Source organism: Microbulbifer thermotolerans (assembly GCF_900112305.1).
Classification (GTDB): domain Bacteria; phylum Pseudomonadota; class Gammaproteobacteria; order Pseudomonadales; family Cellvibrionaceae; genus Microbulbifer; species Microbulbifer thermotolerans.
Window position 1 is genome coordinate 331,905 of the sequence record NZ_FOKT01000006.1, and the last position, 18,001, is coordinate 349,905.

Consider the following 18,001-nt stretch of genomic DNA (forward strand, 5'->3'; position numbering starts at 1 on the left):
CACCATTGGAACGCGCCGCCCGGAAGTGGCCCTGCTGGAAACTCCAGGAGCGAATTCATCAGAGGTCTTATTGCGGTCTGCCTTTTACCGACAGCAACCTGCTTCAGGAGCTCTGGATTTATGAAATATATTCTTGCGGCCTATGCGACGGCGCCGGTCACCGAAACCTGGCAGCCGGAGCTGCAGGCCCGGTATCTCAACGGCATTAAGCAACTGGGTAATATTCGCGGGATCGAGCACCCGTTTACCGGCCATCTTCATCCTCATGATGATCAGTGGTTTTTAGAGAACATTGATCCCGGATGGGATTTCGTGTTCACCGGTGTCCCCGGAATTATGCTGCGCCTTGGCGATCACGCTGCTTTTGGCATCGCTTCCGACGATGCGATCGGCCGGGCAGAAGGTATCGCTTTTTATCGACAGATGCGCGAGGCGGTGCTGAAACTGAATCAGTCACTGGGGCGCAAGGCGGTGGATTTTATTCAATTGCACACCAGTCCGAACCGGGCTCGTGCGGCCTCTTCCACAGCCTCATTGATCGCGTCCCTGGAGGAGATCCAGTCCTGGGACTGGGACGGTGCGCAGTTGGTCATTGAGCACTGCGATGCTCACATTGAAGGCGCAGCGGCTGAGAAGGGATTTCTGACCTTGGAAGAGGAGATACAAGCCGTACAGTCCGTCAACCAACGCTGCGGTTGTGATATCGGCCTGTCTATCAATTGGGGGCGTTCCGCTCTCGAAGCCCGCAGTGTGGAGGGCCCTCTGTCGCATCTGCGCCAGGCAAGGGAAGCCGGACTTCTGCGCGGCCTCATGTTCTCCGGGGTTTCTCCGGAGGAAACGCCCTATGGTGCGTGGTGCGACACACATATGCCGCCGGCCCCTGTTTTTGCAGAAGGGCATTTTGCAGAGACGTCTCTGCTTACCGCCGAGCAGATAGCGAAGAGCCTGGAAGTGGCGGACTGGCGCCGACTGGACTTTCTGGGGATCAAGATAGGGGTGCGTCCGCGGGAGCTAAATGCGGAAGAGCGGGTAGCATACAATCGCGATGCTCTGGCCGCGCTGGATATGTGCACGGAGCGGGAGCTGAGCGGTGTGATCTGACGGTCCCGGGAAAGGCATTTTCAATTGTGGGTTTAAACATATTATGTTTAAATTGGTGCCGTGAGTGAGCTAATTTTTTACGACCTGAAGCGTGCCCCGACCATGTCCCCAAGCCTCTCTGTGCAGGTGGCCAGAGAGCTGGGGCGAAGGATTGTGTCCGGTGCTATAGAGCCCGGGCGCCTGCTTGATGACGAGAACGCGCTGGCCGAGCGCTACCGGGTCAGCCGTGTGGTGATCCGCGATGCGGTAAAAATTCTGGTGGGCAAAGGTCTGTTGGATGTGCGCCGCGGCATTGGTACCAGGGTCCGTCCGCGCAGCCAGTGGATACTGCTCGACGATGATGTACTCGCCTGGCATCTCTCCGCACCGCCAAATCCTGCGTTTCTGAAACAGTTGATGGAAATTCGCCTGGCGTTCGAGCCCAAGGCCGCGCGTTGGGCTGCTGAGCGTGCGACAGCGGAGGATTTGGCTGAAATTGAGGCAGCCTGTACGCGTATGGCTGAGGAGGGGGGCGCCGCGGAGGATTTTGTGATCGCCGACTCCATGTTTCACCGTGCCATTATCAAGGCTGCGCGGAACAGTATTCTTACCGCCATGGAAGGGGTGATCTACTCCGCGCTCCTGGTCAGTATCCGGGTCACTAACAAAGATCCGCGGGAAAACGGCGCCTCGGTTACGTTTCATCGGGAAGTGTATGAAGCGATAGCGGCTGGCGACGGGGATATGGCGGAGACGCTCACTGAAAAGCTCTTGAATGACGCGAGTTGCCGTCTCCGCCTGGAAACAATTGAAACTTGATTGCGCTGTTGTCCGTTTTTTATTTGATTCCGCGGAGGATTGCCCAAAGGTGGTGGTCGTTGATACCGCTGGGGAAATTGCCGTTTGAACCCGGGTGGAATAAACGCTTGGCAAGTTGAAGATGCTATGTTTAGATGCATGTCATGAGCGAACTTGTCTACTACGATCTAAAACGTTCGGCGTCTATGTCGCCGAGCCTTTCCGTACAGGTGGCCCGCGAACTGGGACGCCGTATCGTTGCCGGTGCCATTGAAACCGGTACGCTTCTCGATGAAGAAAATGCGCTGGCGGAGCGTTTTAAAGTCAGCCGGGTGGTTATACGGGATGCGGTCAAGATTCTGGTCAGCAAGGGAATGCTGGATGTGCGGCGCGGAATTGGGACACGGGTACGCCCCAGAACGGATTGGATTCTGTTGGATGACGATGTGCTCGCGTGGCACTTGTCTGCGCCGCCCAATCACGAATTCCTGAAGCAACTGCTGGAAATTCGGATTGCCTTTGAACCGAAGGCTGCCCGCTGGGCCGCGGAGCGCGGTACAGAGGAAGACATCGCCACGATACGCGCCGCCTGCGATCAGATGGAAGCGTCCGTCGGTTCGTCGGAAGGTTTTGTGGTCGCCGATGCGCTGTTCCACAAGGCCATACTCAGTGCCGCGCACAACGATATACTCACTGCCATAGAAGGTGTCATCTACTCGGCGCTGTTGGTCAGCATCAAAATCACTAACCAGACCAGGGAAAGCAATCTCCAGTCTGTGCCTTTTCACCGTGAAGTGCTGGAAGCGATTGCCGCCCGCGACGGCGATTTGGCGGAGCAGCTTACCAGCAAGCTATTGGAAGACGCTGCTGAGCGCCTTTACAGAGAAATGGCGTCCTGCACATAGCAGTTGCCAATCCGGGTACCGGACAGCGCCGTGTTGCTGTAACTCCAACACGGCGTTTTCTTACTGTTTTTCTCTTTTCGACACACCTATCCCCCCTCCTCGCTAACTCCATCCTCTAAAAATCTCTGTAAGCGGCAAAATCATGTCTTGCCTTTAAACATCATATGTTTATATTATTTCTATCTTGTGAGGTGGCGCTGTCGGTTTGTCGGCATGAGCGTGTTCAATCAAAAAATAATCAGCGCTGTGCTTCACCAGCGCGTGACAATAGTGATGAGGCTGAGGGAAAGACCAAGTGAGCAAGCAAATCAAACTACTGCCACTTAGTGTACTCGCTGCGGGTGTACTGATGGCCACAGGGTGCGACGGTGCCAGCCGGCCAACAGCACCGGAATCCGCAACAATGGAACCACAGCGAAAGCAACTGCTTCTTCCAGCATCGGACCCGACCAATACCGGTAACTGGGTACTCAATCAGGATATCAGTGACGAATTCAGCGGTGATTCACTCGACCGCAGTAAGTGGTTCGTGCAAGGCGAGAACGGCGATTACTACATCTGGAAAGGGCGCGCACCTTCGCAGTTTGCGCCTCACAATGTCTATGTTGAAGGCGGAATGCTGAAGATTACTTCCCGCTGGGAGCCGGACTATAGCTTTGCCGTTGGCGAAGGGCACGAGGGAAATTTCTACGGTGTTCACGAAGGGCAGAAGGTCCCCGTGACAACCGGTGCCGTGGTAAGTAAAAAGCGTTTTCTGAACGGCTATATGGAAGTGCGATCAAAAGCCGCCGATGCGGCGATGACCAGCTCTTTCTGGGCCATTGGTTATCAGCAGGAACTCGATATATACGAACAAATGGGCCGGCCGACCCTGAAAGGGGATGTCGATATCAAAGGCAATACCTTGAAAGCCTCTGTGCATGACTGGCAACCGCCCGCAGTACGGCCGACACGAAAATTCGGCCATAAAACGGATTTGTCCTTTAATGTGGCAGAGGAGTTCCACGTATATGGTGCGGAATGGGGAGAGGACTACTTAAAGTTTTATTTGGATGGAAAGTTGGTGCACGAGGTGACTCAGGAAGAAGTCGGTGAACACTGGGTGCTAACGAATCCAATGGAGATATGGCTGGACTCAGAAATATTTGTATGGCAAGGCTTACCGACCGAAGATCAGTTACCGGCGACCTATGAAATAGACTATGTTCGTGTATGGCAAAAACCTGAGTCCAATTTGTTGGACCGGGCGTTCTTTGGCTTCGAAGGCCCAATTCTGTATGAGCAAGAAAACCGCCCGTTAAATCTAGTTCCGGAGAATTCGGAAAACAATAAGTATCAAAAGTTCTGGCTTATAGATGAGCAGTCTGCACAGAGCCTGCAACGGGTGCGCAACGAAAGATTTGCCAAAGGTACCTGGAGCTTGAAGTACACGGGCGGAAAAAACACAAAGGCTACAGCAATCGCACCGGAAAACTCTGTCAACCTATTAAAAGGAAATTACCGGCTATCGGCAAAAATTTGGGTGGAGCCCTATTCTACTGCCGATAAGGTATCTATATCACTTAACAGCACGGATACGCCCATTGCTGAATTTGATCTGCAGAGTTTAGCGCGCGGAGAGTGGATCAAGGTTTATAAGGAATTTGATTACCCGCAAAGTCTCAGCGGAGACTTTATGAAAATTTCCATTACTGATCAGGAAAACGGGAGCGGAGTTCTGTATATCGATGATATTGCCATCGAAAAAGAATAAAAGAGGCATAAAATGATCAGGTTACGCGCAATTCTGATAATGGCGATTACTTGTATCGCCATATCAAAAAATGCTTTGGCAGTGCAGGAAGCCAGAGAAAAAGAAAATGTGAAGCGTGAAAATGTCCTTATTTTAATGTTTGACGATATGCGCTTTGATACTTTTTCTTACCGCGGAGGTCCGGTGGCCACGCCCAACATTGATCAACTGGCGGAGCAGAGTGTCCGATTCGACAATGCCATGACCACGACAGGATTATGTTCTCCGTCCCGGGCGGCATTATTTACCGGGCGGTGGGGGCATAGGACTGGACTTGATGACAACGTCGGCTTGTATCACTCGCGCCTTTCCGAACTGTCTCTGTCGGAGCAGGGGCTAATTGGACGTGCTAAAAAGGCCGGGTACTTTGTTGGTTATGTGGGCAAATGGCATCTGGGGCCACAGGGTGTCAAGCTCCGCGGAGCGGATTATGTTGCCGAAGTGAAGGAGTCAAAATGGTCGCGCGCTATGCGTCCACTTACACCCTATGGCATCGCAGCAAATATCGATCGCTATAATGCTTACCGTCTAAACACAGATAGGGGGCAAGTGGACTACTTTCAAGAGAAGGTTGAGTACTATCAGACGCTGCCAGGTTCCTATGAAGATACGCCCACTTACGCGAAAGTCCGTGCCGCTCGGGAAATGCTGCGCATAGCCGCGAAGGAAGAACGTCCGTTTTTCGGTGTTATCAGTTTTGACCAGCCCCATCCTCCATATCGAGTGCCGGAACCATATGCGAGCATGTTTGATCCGGAAAAACTGGAATTGCCAGCGAATCACCTCGCTAAACGGGTCAATAAGCCAATGTCACAGGAGGATGCGTTCTGGCCCTGGCATGATGTAGGCCATATGACCGATAAAGATTGGTTGAAAATGCGCACCTATTATTATGGCGCCATGGCCATGATTGATCGGGCTGTCGGTGAGGTGCTGGACACCGCTAAAGAGGTGGGCGTCTACGACGACCTGCATATTGTATTCCTCGGTGATCAGGGGAGCATGTTGGGTGAGCATGGCTTATATGACAAAGGGCCTTATGCCTACGATGAGCTGATGCGAATGCCATTGATGATACGGAATCCGGAAGTAGAGCCGAAATCCGTTCTTCGTCAAGTATCCATGCTCGATATTGCTCCGACCCTGGCTGAAATTATGGCGCTGCCCGATGACGGAGTACAAGACGGTCGATCCCTGAATCCTTTGATTGAGCAGGGAGATAATGCGGAGAAAGGCCGCAAAGATATCGCTCTATATGCCTATGAATGGTACAACGGAGCCTGGTTTGGAATACGCGCCCTGCGCACGCCGGAACTGAAGTTTGTCTGGAATCCCGGAGATATCCGCGATGAGCTGTATGATCTGAGCAAGGATCCGGTTGAAATCAACAACCAGGTAGACAATCCAAAATACCGCAAAAAACTTCTGCACATGGTGTCCCTCATGCGCGAACAGCTGGAAGCCAGTCAGGACCCAATGTTGGAGAAGTTTAATGCGCAAATGAATCACTATTCCGAATTGGAAGGCAGAGAAAACTCTGTGATGAACTAAATAATAGTCAAGTTGTTTTCTTTTTATATAGTATTAAAAATGACAATAAAAAAGTTTATAGGATTTATATCAATTTTTCTTGTCTCGCTAAGTGTCACAGCGCTTTCCCCAGAAGATAGCGACAGGCCAAATATTGTTGTTATTTTGGCGGATGATCTGGGCTATGCCGATGTGGGTTTTAATGGATCTAAAGACATTTTCACCCCGAATCTTGATAAGCTCGCCAGTGAGGGCATGGTTTTTGACGCGGCATATACAGCGCATCCGTTTTGCGGGCCCAGCCGGGCAGGGCTTATGACGGGGCGCTACCCGCACAAAATAGGCGCGCAGTTTAATCTTCCGGTACGCGGTTCCTTCGTTGGCGTGCCTACAGAGGAAAAGTTTATTAGTAAGCTACTTAATGAAAATGGGTACTACACGGGTGCAGTGGGGAAGTGGCATCTAGGCGAAGCTCCGGAGTATCATCCAAATCGTCGCGGGTTCGATGAGTTCTACGGGTTCCTGGGGGGAGGTCATAAATATTTTCCTGAGGAGTTTAAGAAAGCCTATGCTGATCAGCTGGCGCAGGGGGTGACCAATATTGATCACTATCTATTGCCTCTGGAGTACAATGGCAAAGCGGTCGACGAAAGCGAGTATATAACCGATGCGCTTTCCAGAGAGGCGGTAAGATTTGTGGAAAAGGCGGCGGGCAAAGAAAATCCTTTCTTCCTTTACTTGGCGTACAATGCTCCCCATGTGCCGCTGGAGGCGAAGCGGGAAGATATGGAGAAATTTTCTCATATTAAAGACAAGAAGAGAAAAACATACGCTGGGATGGTCTATGCACTGGATCGCGGAGTTGGGAGACTGGTCGACGCATTGAGCAAAACCGATCAACTGGACAATACACTTATTATTTTTCTGAGCGATAATGGCGGCAAGTTAACGCAAGGAGCGAGCAATTTCCCACTGAGAGAAGGGAAGGGAAGCGTCTATGAGGGTGGATTTCGTTCTCCGATGTTGATGTACTGGCCTGGAAAGATAACCCCGGGGAGTCGTTTCAAATATCCCGTCAAGGCATTGGATTTCTACCCAACCTTTGCTGCTTTGGCGGGCGCGGAAATTCCATCGGAAAAGAAATTAGATGGAAAAAATATATGGCCATCAATTCAGTCTGGATCTGACCCACATAAAGATGAATTGATATTTGCGTTGCGTCACTATACCGGCTATAGCAATGCCGCAGTGCGACGTAATCAATGGAAGGCGGTTAAATACGGGCAGGAAAAATGGAAGCTGTTTAATATTGCCGAGGATGTGGGTGAGAAAAAAGATCTGTCTAAAAATTATCCTGTCCTGCTTCGGGATATGGTAAGAGAAATGGAAAAGTGGTCTTGGGATAACGCACAGCCACGCTGGTTTCATATCTCTGAAGAAGGGGCAGGTTGGCGTCAGGCAGGCATGCCTCGATTTGACAAAACATTTTCTATTGATTAGTGCCGGCACTGCTTCGCCTGAAGAGTTAAACTTGCCGCCAAATAAAAGGCGGCTTTTTTGTATCTGGTAAGTAGCCTCTGATGAATATACAGGATATTTCTATCAGGGATGGAAGGGTGAACATGTATTGGGGCGGTTTTTGAAATATACATATCTTTGGTGGGATATAGATTCTGCGATGGGAGGCGGGGCGTTGTTCCTAAGGCGGCATCTGTCTGCCGCCCTATAGACACATAGGTCGAGACAGCTCAATTACTGTCAAGGTAAACCGTGCGTTTTTGAAGATATCCTTCGATACCGTAAACCCCATCTTCGCCACCGATACCGCTGCGCTTATGCCCAGAGTGGTAGCCCTGGATATAGCCCACAATCTGTTTATTCACAAAGACAGTGCCAACTTCCAGGCGCGAAATTCCGTCCATAATGGTGCGGTAGTCGTTCGTCCATAAGTAGCAGCTGAGTCCGTCTTCACGGCGATTGTTGATTGCCACTGCATCATCGTAGGATTTAATTTTGACGATTGGTAATACCGGGCCAAATATCTCCTCCCGGGCGGCTGCCATATCCGGTGTGACCTCAGTGAGTACGGTGGGTAGATACCAGTTTCCTTTCTCAAATTGAGCACCCTGGGGGCGCTCGCCGCCGCACGCAAGTTTGGCTCCGGATTCTATGGTGTCACGCACAATGGTTTCTACCCGGTTAAGATTCTGTGCGGTGACGGATGGCCCCATATCCGGGTTGTCCATTGGGTCGCCGACTTTGAGCTGCTTCACTTTCTCTACAACTTTGCGGGTAAACTCTTCTGCGACTTTTTCGTGGACCAGAACAAGCTCTGCACAAATACAGACCTGGCCGCAGTTGGCATAACGGGAGGTAACTACAGCATCGGCGGCTTTGTCGATATCTGCATCTTCGAGAACGATAAAGGATGCTTTTCCCCCCAACTCCAGGGAAACAGCAGTGATGTTTTCCGCCACCGCACGGCAGATTGCCTGGCCCGCGCGTATACTGCCAGTTAGAGTGACAAGCTGGGTGATAGGGCTTTTGACCAGGTGCTCTCCGACCGCAATTCCGCTGCCGCTAATGACATTGATGACGCCTTGCGGGATTCCGGCTTCCTCTACGGCTTTGGCGAATTCCATTGCAGTAACCGGAGTTGCTTCGTGAGGTTTCACAATTATTGTATTTCCGGTAACCAGTGCGGGGCCGACTTTGCGTCCAATCAAGGCAAGTGGATAGTTGAAAGCACACAGGCCGATGGTAACGCCATAGGGCACTTTTTGTATCCAAAGTTGCTCTCCGGCGTTATCGGACGGAAATATCTTTCCTTCCAGTCTTCGTGCCGCTTCTGCGGAGTAGGTGAGATACGTCAGTGTATCGTCAAATTCACCATAGGCTTCGTTCAGGGTTTTTCCCTGTTCTAGCACTAAGAGCCGGGCAAAATGGTCTCGTTTTGGCTTTAGAGTTTCAATTAAGCGGAAGATGTGTCGGCCTCGTTCGATTGCGGGGAGCATTTTCCAGCTTTGCAAGGCCTGCTGTGAAGAGGCCAAGGCCTCATCCGCGTGTTCAGTGGTGCAATCGGGAACCCTGGCGAAGATTTCTCCGGTCGCCGGGTTTTCCACGGCGATATGTTGTTCGCTATCTATCCATTTTCCATCGATATAGCATTGATAGCTCATTTCTCCGGTAGTCATTTTTCCCTCACTTTTTATCGTTCTGTTAGTGGTATTTGCTAAAGTAGGATGGTGTTTCCATCGGGGGCTCTGGTCACTGCCAATGGCTTAGCCTGGACACGGGTTGGATAATCCGTGTGTCTTTCGGCAGTGAGATCCTTAAGGTAGAATCACTTACTGATTGAACACCGGTTTGCGCTTCTCCAGAAAGGCACTGAGCCCTTCCTTGGCGTCCGCTGTTTCATAGAGTGAATCCGCCAGTTCGGATTCCAGAGCCAAGGCCCGATCCAGTGGCAGCGAGCACCCTTCCCGCAATGCGCGTTTAATTGCGGTGGATGCGCGACCAGGACCTTGTGCCAGCTCTTCGGCAAAGTTCTGTGTGCCTTCGCGCAATCCCGTACGGCTGTAGAGGCCGTCCAGCAGGCCAAGTTCGTTTGCTTGCGCCACACCGAAAGTATCACCGGTAAGCAGTATTTCTAGTGCGGCTCGGAATCCGATGCGGCGCAAAAGCCTTTGTGTACCGCCGTTTCCAGGGATCAGGCCTAGCTTGATTTCCGGTAAACCGAAGCGGTAATCGCCCTCCGATGCGAATATAAAGTCACACGCCAATGCGATTTCCAGTCCGCCTCCCAAGCAGTGGCCTGCGATCTGAGCGATATAAATTTTACTGCTGTTCTCGATCTCTAACGCATTGGTTCTTGCCTGTGAGACAAGGGCAAGATTTTCCTGCACTGTGTTGTTTGCAAATACCTTGATGTCGGCTCCCGCACAGAAAAATTTTTCAAGGGCGCTTTCGATAATTACAACCCGTATTGCGTCATTTTTTTCCAGGGTATCTACAGCATCGCCAATTTCGCGTAAAAACGCTTCATAATATGCGTTCGCGGGCGGAAGGTTCAGGGTGATACGCGCCACTCCAGTGGGTGATGTCTGTATCGATATAGCGTTATGCGTTCTGTTCTCTCTCATTGTAGGCCCCGTTATTATTGATCTCGTTTTGAATGGCTGCTTGGTTTTGCCCGAGTTTAGGCGCTGGTTTGCTGCCCCAGAGCCGTTCGTCATCGATGCGAATTGGACAACGACTTGTGATGATTTCAGTGCCCTTCTGCATTGGTAGAGACTGCAACATATCGAGCTGAATAAATCCCTGGTGATCCAAGAGTTGGTCCCAGTTGAGAACCTCGGCACACCAGATATCTTCGGGTTCCAGCTTTGATAGCCAGTAGGCGGTTGGTTGCGTCGGCAGGTGATCTGCGAGAATTGCCTTTATCGCGTCGCGTTCACTGTAGGCTATTGAGGGGTTGGTGTACGGCAGTAATGCGGGACAGTCCAGTAGCCTGGCCAGGTCCTTTATCTGCCCCATGGAGAGTGCAATGTAGCCGTCACTGGTTCGGTAAAAACCATAAGCACCAGCAACCAGCGTATGGGCGCCATTTACTTTTGCGCGCTCGATTTTCTGGCTTGGGTCGTGGAGCAGTATGGTCAGGGGTTCAAACTGGAAGTCGAGCATGGCTTCCAGCATACTGATTTCTACATAAGCGCCTTCTCCGGAAAGTTCGCGGGCAAAAAGCGCGGCGAGAATGCCCTGTACCAAGAGCGCGCCAGTGAAGATATCCGCAACGGGTACTCCCATGGCAACGGGGCCATCGTTTGCGCTGCCGGAAAGCCATGTGATACCGGATAGCGCTTGCAGAAGCAGGTCTTGCCCCGGTCGGTTTTTCCACGGCCCTTCTTTTCCGTAGCCGGTGATTTCCCCATAGACGATACGCGGATTGATGGCTTTAACGGAGTCGTAGTTCAATTCCAGCCGGTCCATAACGCCGGGGCGAAAGTTGCTGATAATGACGTCCGCTTTGCGTATGAGTGCGTGGATATTCTGCCGCTGTGCGGCGTCTTTCAGGTCGGCACAGAAACTTTCTTTGTCCCTATTAATGGCGTGAAATAGTGTGGATTCGCCTTCAATAGTGCAGTCGGACAGGTACAGTTTGCGGCAGTCATCGCCTCCGTCCGGTCGTTCGATTTTTATGACTCTCGCCCCCAAGTCAGCCAGTCTGAGTGCGGCGGATGGGCCCGAGAGGTACTGGGAAAAGTCCAGAACCAGACAGCCGTCCAAGGGTTTACTCGGGAAACTCATTGCAATTCCTCTAGAATGCTTGCTGTATCGGCGCCCAGTGTCGGGGCCGCCCTGGGACTTGACAGTGTTCTTCCATTGATGCGAATCGGACACCGGGTTGTGGTGACGTTGACGGGATTTCCAGTGCCGTTGTTACTTTCGCGGCTCACTGTCAGTGGGATTGACAGTGCTTTAAACGCGGGGTGTTGCAGGAGCTGGTCGTAGTTCAGAACTTCTGAGGCCCACAGGTGATGGCTGTTCATTCGCTCTAGCCAGTGGGCGGTGGTGTTTGTTTTCAGGTGCTCTGCCAGTTTCTTTTTTATCTGGTCGCGTTTAACAAAGGCTTCACTTATGGATACATTAAGCTCGGGCAGTGCCAGGGCTTCGGACAGTTGCCCGGGTTCGCCCATCGAAATAGCGATCCAGTGATCCCGGGTCTGATATATACCGTAAGGAGCTCCGAGCAGTGCGTGTGCATTGGCAATTTCGCTGCGGCTGGGCATTTGGCGGCCATTGTTGAGGTAAGTTGTAAGGCCTTCAAACTGCAGATCAATCATGCTTTCAAGCAGGCTGACTTGCACTTTGGCTCCGATATTTTTTTTCTTGCGCCGGATCAGTGCCGAGAGAATGCCTTGGGCAAGATGGGTGCCGCATAGCATGTCCGCGATGGCCAGTCCTAGGGGAACCGGGTCCTGATTTTTATTGCCACTTAGCCAGCCAATTCCGGAGACGGCTTGTGCGAGGAGGTCTTGACCGGGTTTATGCGCCCAGGGGCCTTTGTCTCCGTAGCCACTGACTTCGCCGTATATAATGCGCGGGTTTATGGATTGGACACCCTGGTAGTCCAACCCGATTTTTTCCATCACGCCGGGGCGGAAATTGTGTGTCAGGACATCTGCCTTTTGAATCAGTTTGCGTACTGTGGCGAGATCTTCACTGTCTTTCAGGTTTGCGCAGAAAGACTCTTTATTCCGGTTTATGGTATGAAAGAGCAGGCTGTCGCCATCGACGGTCAGATCTTTAGTGGTCAGTTTTCTGCAGGCGTCGCCACTGCCGGGACGCTCTATTTTTATCACCCGCGCGCCGAGATCCGCCAAACGCAGGCCCGCATAGGGGCCTGCCAGGTATTGGCTGAATTCAAGGACAGTGATTCCTTTAAGTGGTAACAGCATTAATCAACCTTGCCGTGACTTTATATAGAGTTTATTGAGATCTTGAAGCAGTGCCTGTGCATCTCCGCCGTGCATGAGGTAGTCGCGAATGGGGGCACCGGCGTTGTCTTGGAAATACATATGCCCATGATAGCGCGGGCGCAGGAAGGCGCGATCCAGCGTCGGCAGCGTATTGACAAAATAGTTGTTGGTCATTCGGTTGGCGGTTTCGTTGATCCAGGCGCGACGATGGCCCGGCTGTCCTCCATACTGGATATAAAAGGAGGCCTGGAAGTCCGGATCTCCGGTAAACGCAACAAATTGTGCGGCTATTTCCGGGTGACGCGTGTGGGCGGAGATGGCGAGTCCGGTGCCACCCAGGGTGGTTTTCAGATGTTCACCATTGGGCCCTGCGGTCACGGTATCGCGAAACTCCAGGGTTTTGCGCGCGTAGCCCGGTTGGGCGTAGTTGGCGTATCCGTAGGCGAAGGGGCAGTAGGCGAAGTCGTCAGTTAAGGTCATCGCCTCGTAAACTTTGATCGGATTCCAGTCAAAACAGCGCCTATCCAGCTGATCTGATAGTGCTTTCAGCATGGCCAGCGCTTCGACTCCTACTGAATTGCTCACCACTTCTTCTTCTCTTGTGCACGGGTCTTCGCCCATCGCGGAACACAGCATGTAGAAATTCATGAGGGTGTCCTGGGGAATACTGGGTACCGCGACCAGCCCACGCTCCGCCAGGGACATCAGGTCTTCCCAGGTTTTCGGCTCGTCGACGCCGGCTTTTTGCAGCAGATCGGGACGCAGAGAGGCAACGGGAGTGGCGGCATCCAATGCCAGTGCCCACTGTTGTCCGTCGTAGTGGTAAGAGTTGTGGGATTCACCCACCGCATTGTCTGCCTGGTCTTGGAGAAATTCCCGCGGCAGATGTTCGTCCAGCGGCAGGATGACTTTTTCCTTGGCCGCAAAGCCCGTCCAGGGGTGGTCGATCACCAGCAGGTCGTAGCGGGCGGCCAGGTCATCGATAGGATGATCGGCAAACGCCTGTAGTGAGCGCTTGTCCCAGCGAATGCTGATATTGGGATTCAGTTCTTCAAATCGCTGCGCTGCCGCTACCAAAGGGGTATAGCCGCGCGTGTGGTCCCAGGTCATGCCGTGCAGGGTGATTTTCTTGCTATCGGAGCTGCTCATAAGTCTCTCTTGGGAAGCAGTGGCGGGCATTGGTTTGCTCCGCAGTTTGACGGCTCATCAGGATATTTTTTATATATGAATTATTGATTCAAGTATAAAAATCGTTTTTCGGCGCTGTCAACCTGTGCTTAAATGCGCTTTTGCGCGAGCTGAGCGCCGGTTTGCCGGCAGGGCGTGGAATTGGGGGGGAGCTTTGCCCAGCAAGATCAAAAAATATGCGGTGCCTGCGTTGGACAAGGCACTGGAAATCCTGGAGTTTCTGGCGGCGGAGTCGCTGCCACTGTCGCAGTCGGAGATTGCACAGGGCATTGGCCGTACGAGCAGTGAGATATACAGGGTGTTGGTGGGACTCGAGGCGCGGGGTTATCTGCTGCGGGATGATGTTTCCGGCAAGTACCGGATGTCTCTCAAGCTGCTGGAGCTGACCCGAACGCTTTCACCGGTCTCGCAGCTGCGCTTCGCCGCGCAGCCGGAGATGGAGTTCCTGGCGGCCCGGCTCGGCCAGTCCTGTCACCTGAGTGTGATTCACCAGGGACAGTTGATGGTGATATTGCAGGTGCAGAGTCCCGGTCCGGTGTCTCTTTCGTTCAACGAGGGGACACTATTTCCGCTTCTGCAAACGGTGTCTGGAAGGGTGTTGCTGGCAAATTGTGCCAGTGACCGCAGGGCCAGGCTGTTGCAGGTGCTGCCCGAGCCGTCACAGAGAGCGGCGCAGGAGGAGGCGTTGCTGGCAGTTCGGGAAGCGGGCTATGAGCTGTGCAACAGTGAATTGACCGATGGAGTAACCGATTGTGCCGCGTTGGTGGGGCGCCCCGATGGCGAGACCATTGCCGCGTTGGCGGTTTCGAGTTTGACTTCGGTGCTGGGAAAGCAGTTGGGGCGCGAAGAGCTGGTGTGCGCAGTGCGGGATTCCGCCGCCAAAATCAGTACGGCGCTGGGGTTGTAAGCCGAGTTTTGCAATTGGGATCGGAGAAAAGAGGTGCCCGGCTACTGGAACCGGGCAGATAGAGAAGGGGGCTGCATTCAGTCTCCGAGTGCCCGGACGCGCCTGGCCGCTTCCACCATGATTCGCGCCTTGTCCGCCACTTGGCTGGCGGTGTCACCTGCGGCGTAGATGTTGGAGCCCAGGCCGAAACCCCGGGCGCCGGCCTTCCAGTAGGTTTCCATATTGGCGTCGGTTATTCCCCCCACGGCGAGGGTGAGTATCTCTTTCGGTACGACGGCGCCCAGGGATTCCAGGTACTGTGGCGGGAAGTCGGCAACGGGGAACATTTTGAGTACCTTGGCGCCGGCTTTGAGAGCGCGGAAGGCTTCGGTAGGGGTCAGGCAGCCCGGCACTGATACCAGGCCTCTCGACAGGGTTTCAGAGATGACTTCTGGATCACAATTTGGTGAAACAATGATCTCTCCGCCTGCATTTTGTACACTTTCCACCTGTTCTGGCGCCAGAACGGTGCCTGCGCCGCAGATGGTGGGCGCGTCGTACCCGTCCATAATCTTTGCCAGGCGTTCGATGCTCCTGAGGGGCTCTACCGGGGAGTTGAGAGGGACCTCGATAGCGCGGACACCCGCCTCCAGTAGAGTGTTGGCCACTATATCGATTTCATCCGGGGTGACGCCGCGGATAATGGCGATCAGGGGGCAGGCCTCAAGTGCTTGATGGAAGCGCTGATTCCGCATGGCTTTATCCTGTTTCTCGTTCTTAAATTGCAATCAGTGGGAAAAAGTATAAAGGGTGGGGAGTTGATATGTATACAGTAAATTGTTAACAAAATTGGAGTGAGGTTGTATGATGGGTGGAATTACGCGGTGCCCTGTCTGCAACATCAGCCAAGAGCACCAATAACAATAAATGTCGAGGTGCGATCCGATGAGAGAGTTCCAGCTGAACGCCTTTAAGTTTGCTGCCATAGTGGCGTTTGGTGGTTTCATTTTTGGTCTTGATGCCGCTCTGATCTCCGGTACCGTTCGTTTTATTACCGCCGAGTTTGCGCTTTCCGATCTTCAGGTGGGTACCGTTGTCAGTGCCCCCGGTTTTGGGGTGATCTTCGCCCTGATGGTCACGGGACGTATCTGTGACGCCTGGGGACGCAAGATCGCTTTGTTGATTATCGCTTCGCTCTATCTTCTTTCCGCGGTTGCGTCGGTGCTGGCCCCTAATTTCGAGATGCTGGTGGTGGCGCGGTTTTTGGGTGGCCTAGCGTTTACATCACTGTCTCTCGCTTCCATGTATATCGGCGAGATTGCCCCGCCGGAAATGCGCGGAAAGCTGGTTTCGGTAAATCAGATTACCACCGTGGTGGGGCTATCTGCCGCCTATTTTGCCAATTACCTGATTTTGATGGCATCCAATGCGGATGCGGCCTGGGTGACAGCGCTGGGGATTGACCGTTTCACTTGGCGCTGGATGTTGGGTGTGGAGGTGCTACCCGCGCTTGTCTGGCTGTTGATGCTGCTGGCCATCCCGGAAAGCCCCCGCTGGCTTGTGTTAAAAGGGCGCCTGCATGATGCCCGCGGGGTGTTGACCCGCCTGCTGCCGGAAGGGCAGATAGAAGGGCAGATTCGCGAGATTCAGGCAAGCGCCGCGTCGACGCCTGTCGGTTCCTTTCGCCAGCAGGTGGCAGAGGTATTCAAGCCGCGTCTGCGCACGGCTTTTTGGGTGGGGCTGGTGATCGCTGTTGCCCAACCGATCACCGGGATCAATGCCATCATGTTCTACGCACCCACCGTATTTGAGCAGGTGGGGATTGGTACTGATGCCGCCTTTCTACAGGCGGTGGTAGTGGGCGTGATCAGCGTATTGTTCACGGCTCTGGCGCTGCTGTTGATTGATCGGGTTGGTCGTCGCCCGCTGGTATTGTTCGGGCTTGCCTGGGGTGGTGCCAGTCTGTTTCTGTGCAGTTGGGCTTTCTCCCACGCGTCCTATGCACTGAGTGCTGCGTCTTTGCAGTCTCTGACGGCGGCGGGTATCGATATATCCGGTCTGCAAACTTTGGTAGGTACAGTGTTTGCGGATGATGTTGCGTTTAAACAGGCGATGTACCAAGTGCTCGGTGAAGCAGTTGCGCGGGCCAATGAAGGCATCCTTATCCAGGAGGCGATAAATATCGATGCCACTTTGGTGCTCGGGGGCATCATGTGTTTTATCGCCTCGTTCAATATGTCTATCGGCCCGGTTATGTGGGTGCTCTTTTCCGAGATTTTTCCCACCCGCGTGCGCGGCATCGCAATTCCCTTCTTTGCGTTGATCGTGAGCACCGTCAGCTATTTCGTGCAGCAGTTTTTCCCGTGGCAGTTGAACAATATGGGTGCGACGGAGATTTTCCTCTTTTACGCCGTCTGCATCACTGTATGTTTGGCGTTGTTGTTCTATCTGTTGCCGGAAACCAAGAATAAATCCATCGAAGAGATAGAGGCTTCCCTGGTGCGGGCTTGAGCCCGTGCCCTGAAGTGGATTGTGAAAAAGTGAGATGTCTCGATGTTGAGAGTGGGTCTGGAACAGAAAGTTGTAGTGGTAACCGGTGCCGCAGCGGGAATCGGCTGGGGCATTGCCCGGGTGTGCGCAGAGTGGGGCGCCACGGTCGTATTGGCGGATATCAATGACGCCAGTGGCCGTGCGGAAAGCTTGTGCGCACAGGGGACAGAAAGTATTTATCTGCCGCTGGATGTGTCAGATGCCGGTGCCATTGAACCATTTATGGAGGAAGTTGCCGGCAGGTTCGGCCGAATTGACGGGCTGGTGAATAATGCCGGCGTGACAATAGAGGGGGATTTTCTCGATTTTGACCTGGGGAATCTCGAGCGCCTCTGGCAAGTGAATCAGCGCTCCGTATTCCTGATGTGTCAGGCCGCCGCGCGCCTAATGGAACCTGGGTCCGCGATCGTGAATATTGCGTCCAACCATGCAGGTGCCAGTGTGGCGGGTTATGAAATGTATGCCGCCACCAAGGGGGCTATTGTGGCCATGACGCGCGCCATGGCCTGGAGTCTTGGCGATAGGGGGATCCGCGTTAATAGCCTATGTCCCGGATTGACCAAAACAGAGGCGGTGGCCAAGGTTGCGGAAGAAAACCCTTCTCTGGCGAAATCTTTCAATAAGATGCATGCGGATAATCAATACAACACGGTAGAAGAGGTGGGCTATATTTCCGCATTCCTCTTGTCCGGTTGTTCCGGCGCCCTGACGGGTTCCAATATCACCGCTGACCACGGGCTCAGCGCCAGTTTGTGTCCCACTGACGATTTGAAGTAAGTGGCCTGAAACCGCA

Annotated in this window: 15 protein-coding genes; 9 read left to right on the plus strand and 6 right to left on the minus strand. The window is 53.1% G+C overall.

From position 1 onward, the window contains the following. Positions 1–120: 120 nt before the first annotated feature. From BM155_RS11810 to BM155_RS11835, 6 genes are all read left to right on the plus strand, one after another. On the plus strand, positions 121–1,101 hold the full coding sequence (locus BM155_RS11810; RefSeq protein WP_074903289.1) for a DUF4862 family protein: 981 nt from the start codon (positions 121–123) through the stop codon (positions 1,099–1,101). A gap of 60 nt (positions 1,102–1,161) precedes the next feature. After that, the gene (locus tag BM155_RS11815; RefSeq protein WP_067154058.1) at positions 1,162–1,899 is read left to right on the plus strand and encodes a FadR/GntR family transcriptional regulator; all 738 of its coding nucleotides are present in this window, start codon (positions 1,162–1,164) and stop codon (positions 1,897–1,899) included. 143 nt (positions 1,900–2,042) lie between these two features. Beyond that, the gene (locus tag BM155_RS11820) at positions 2,043–2,783 is read left to right on the plus strand and encodes a FadR/GntR family transcriptional regulator (protein WP_067157809.1); all 741 of its coding nucleotides are present in this window, start codon (positions 2,043–2,045) and stop codon (positions 2,781–2,783) included. Between the two features lie 295 nt (positions 2,784–3,078). Beyond that, the gene (locus BM155_RS11825) at positions 3,079–4,536 is read left to right on the plus strand and encodes a family 16 glycosylhydrolase (protein WP_074903291.1); all 1,458 of its coding nucleotides are present in this window, start codon (positions 3,079–3,081) and stop codon (positions 4,534–4,536) included. A gap of 12 nt (positions 4,537–4,548) precedes the next feature. Beyond that, a complete protein-coding gene (locus BM155_RS11830; protein WP_083421173.1) occupies positions 4,549–6,126 on the plus strand; it encodes a sulfatase-like hydrolase/transferase in 1,578 nt (525 codons plus the stop codon). A gap of 39 nt (positions 6,127–6,165) precedes the next feature. Beyond that, complete coding sequence (locus tag BM155_RS11835) at positions 6,166–7,605, plus strand: sulfatase (protein ID WP_074903369.1); 1,440 nt, start codon at positions 6,166–6,168, stop codon at positions 7,603–7,605. Between the two features lie 248 nt (positions 7,606–7,853). Here the strand turns inward: BM155_RS11835 and BM155_RS11840 are convergent, their stop codons facing one another. The 5 genes from BM155_RS11840 to BM155_RS11860 all read right to left on the minus strand — a co-directional run bounded on the left by BM155_RS11840 (position 7,854) and on the right by BM155_RS11860 (position 13,733). Beyond that, positions 7,854–9,299, minus strand: coding sequence for an aldehyde dehydrogenase family protein (locus BM155_RS11840; RefSeq protein WP_074903293.1), 1,446 nt, complete (start codon positions 9,297–9,299; stop codon positions 7,854–7,856). 153 nt (positions 9,300–9,452) lie between these two features. Continuing rightward, positions 9,453–10,247 (minus strand): enoyl-CoA hydratase/isomerase family protein, encoded by a 795-nt coding sequence (locus BM155_RS11845; RefSeq protein ID WP_074903295.1) that lies wholly within the window; start codon positions 10,245–10,247, stop codon positions 9,453–9,455. Then, positions 10,225–11,412, minus strand: a complete 1,188-nt coding sequence (locus BM155_RS11850) for a CaiB/BaiF CoA transferase family protein (RefSeq protein WP_074903298.1) — start codon at positions 11,410–11,412, stop codon at positions 10,225–10,227. Before BM155_RS11850 ends, BM155_RS11845 begins: the two co-directional genes overlap by 23 nt. Continuing rightward, on the minus strand, positions 11,409–12,563 hold the full coding sequence (locus tag BM155_RS11855) for a CaiB/BaiF CoA transferase family protein (protein WP_074903300.1): 1,155 nt from the start codon (positions 12,561–12,563) through the stop codon (positions 11,409–11,411). The genes BM155_RS11850 and BM155_RS11855 overlap by 4 nt, the downstream gene beginning before the upstream one ends. A gap of 3 nt (positions 12,564–12,566) precedes the next feature. Then, a complete protein-coding gene (locus BM155_RS11860) occupies positions 12,567–13,733 on the minus strand; it encodes an ABC transporter substrate-binding protein (protein WP_067154039.1) in 1,167 nt (388 codons plus the stop codon). A 193-nt stretch (positions 13,734–13,926) separates the two neighbouring features. Here BM155_RS11860 and BM155_RS11865 point away from each other — a divergent pair, with 193 nt between their 5' ends. After that, positions 13,927–14,679, plus strand: coding sequence for an IclR family transcriptional regulator (locus BM155_RS11865; protein WP_074903302.1), 753 nt, complete (start codon positions 13,927–13,929; stop codon positions 14,677–14,679). Positions 14,680–14,756: 77 nt separating this feature from the next. Here the strand turns inward: BM155_RS11865 and BM155_RS11870 are convergent, their stop codons facing one another. Beyond that, positions 14,757–15,413: a 2-dehydro-3-deoxy-6-phosphogalactonate aldolase gene (locus BM155_RS11870; RefSeq protein ID WP_074903304.1), complete on the minus strand. Its 657-nt coding sequence runs from the start codon at positions 15,411–15,413 to the stop codon at positions 14,757–14,759. Between the two features lie 190 nt (positions 15,414–15,603). Here BM155_RS11870 and BM155_RS11875 point away from each other — a divergent pair, with 190 nt between their 5' ends. Further along, the gene (locus tag BM155_RS11875) at positions 15,604–17,169 is read left to right on the plus strand and encodes an MFS transporter (protein ID WP_074903306.1); all 1,566 of its coding nucleotides are present in this window, start codon (positions 15,604–15,606) and stop codon (positions 17,167–17,169) included. A gap of 42 nt (positions 17,170–17,211) precedes the next feature. Then, entirely contained in the window at positions 17,212–17,985 is a 774-nt protein-coding gene (locus BM155_RS11880; protein WP_074903308.1) for an SDR family oxidoreductase, read from the plus strand. The last annotated feature ends 16 nt before the right edge of the window (positions 17,986–18,001 follow it).

Coding starts and splice junctions, on each gene's coding strand:
- BM155_RS11810 (WP_074903289.1), top strand. CDS start 121: ATGAAATATATTCTTGCGGCCTATGCGACGGCGCCGGTCACCGAAACC.
- BM155_RS11820 (WP_067157809.1), top strand. CDS start 2,043: ATGAGCGAACTTGTCTACTACGATCTAAAACGTTCGGCGTCTATGTCG.
- BM155_RS11830 (WP_083421173.1), top strand. CDS start 4,549: ATGATCAGGTTACGCGCAATTCTGATAATGGCGATTACTTGTATCGCC.
- BM155_RS11835 (WP_074903369.1), top strand. CDS start 6,166: ATGACAATAAAAAAGTTTATAGGATTTATATCAATTTTTCTTGTCTCG.
- BM155_RS11840 (WP_074903293.1), bottom strand. CDS start 9,299: ATGACTACCGGAGAAATGAGCTATCAATGCTATATCGATGGAAAATGG.
- BM155_RS11845 (WP_074903295.1), bottom strand. CDS start 10,247: ATGAGAGAGAACAGAACGCATAACGCTATATCGATACAGACATCACCC.
- BM155_RS11850 (WP_074903298.1), bottom strand. CDS start 11,412: ATGAGTTTCCCGAGTAAACCCTTGGACGGCTGTCTGGTTCTGGACTTT.
- BM155_RS11855 (WP_074903300.1), bottom strand. CDS start 12,563: ATGCTGTTACCACTTAAAGGAATCACTGTCCTTGAATTCAGCCAATAC.
- BM155_RS11860 (WP_067154039.1), bottom strand. CDS start 13,733: ATGAGCAGCTCCGATAGCAAGAAAATCACCCTGCACGGCATGACCTGG.
- BM155_RS11870 (WP_074903304.1), bottom strand. CDS start 15,413: ATGCGGAATCAGCGCTTCCATCAAGCACTTGAGGCCTGCCCCCTGATC.
- BM155_RS11875 (WP_074903306.1), top strand. CDS start 15,604: ATGAGAGAGTTCCAGCTGAACGCCTTTAAGTTTGCTGCCATAGTGGCG.
- BM155_RS11880 (WP_074903308.1), top strand. CDS start 17,212: ATGTTGAGAGTGGGTCTGGAACAGAAAGTTGTAGTGGTAACCGGTGCC.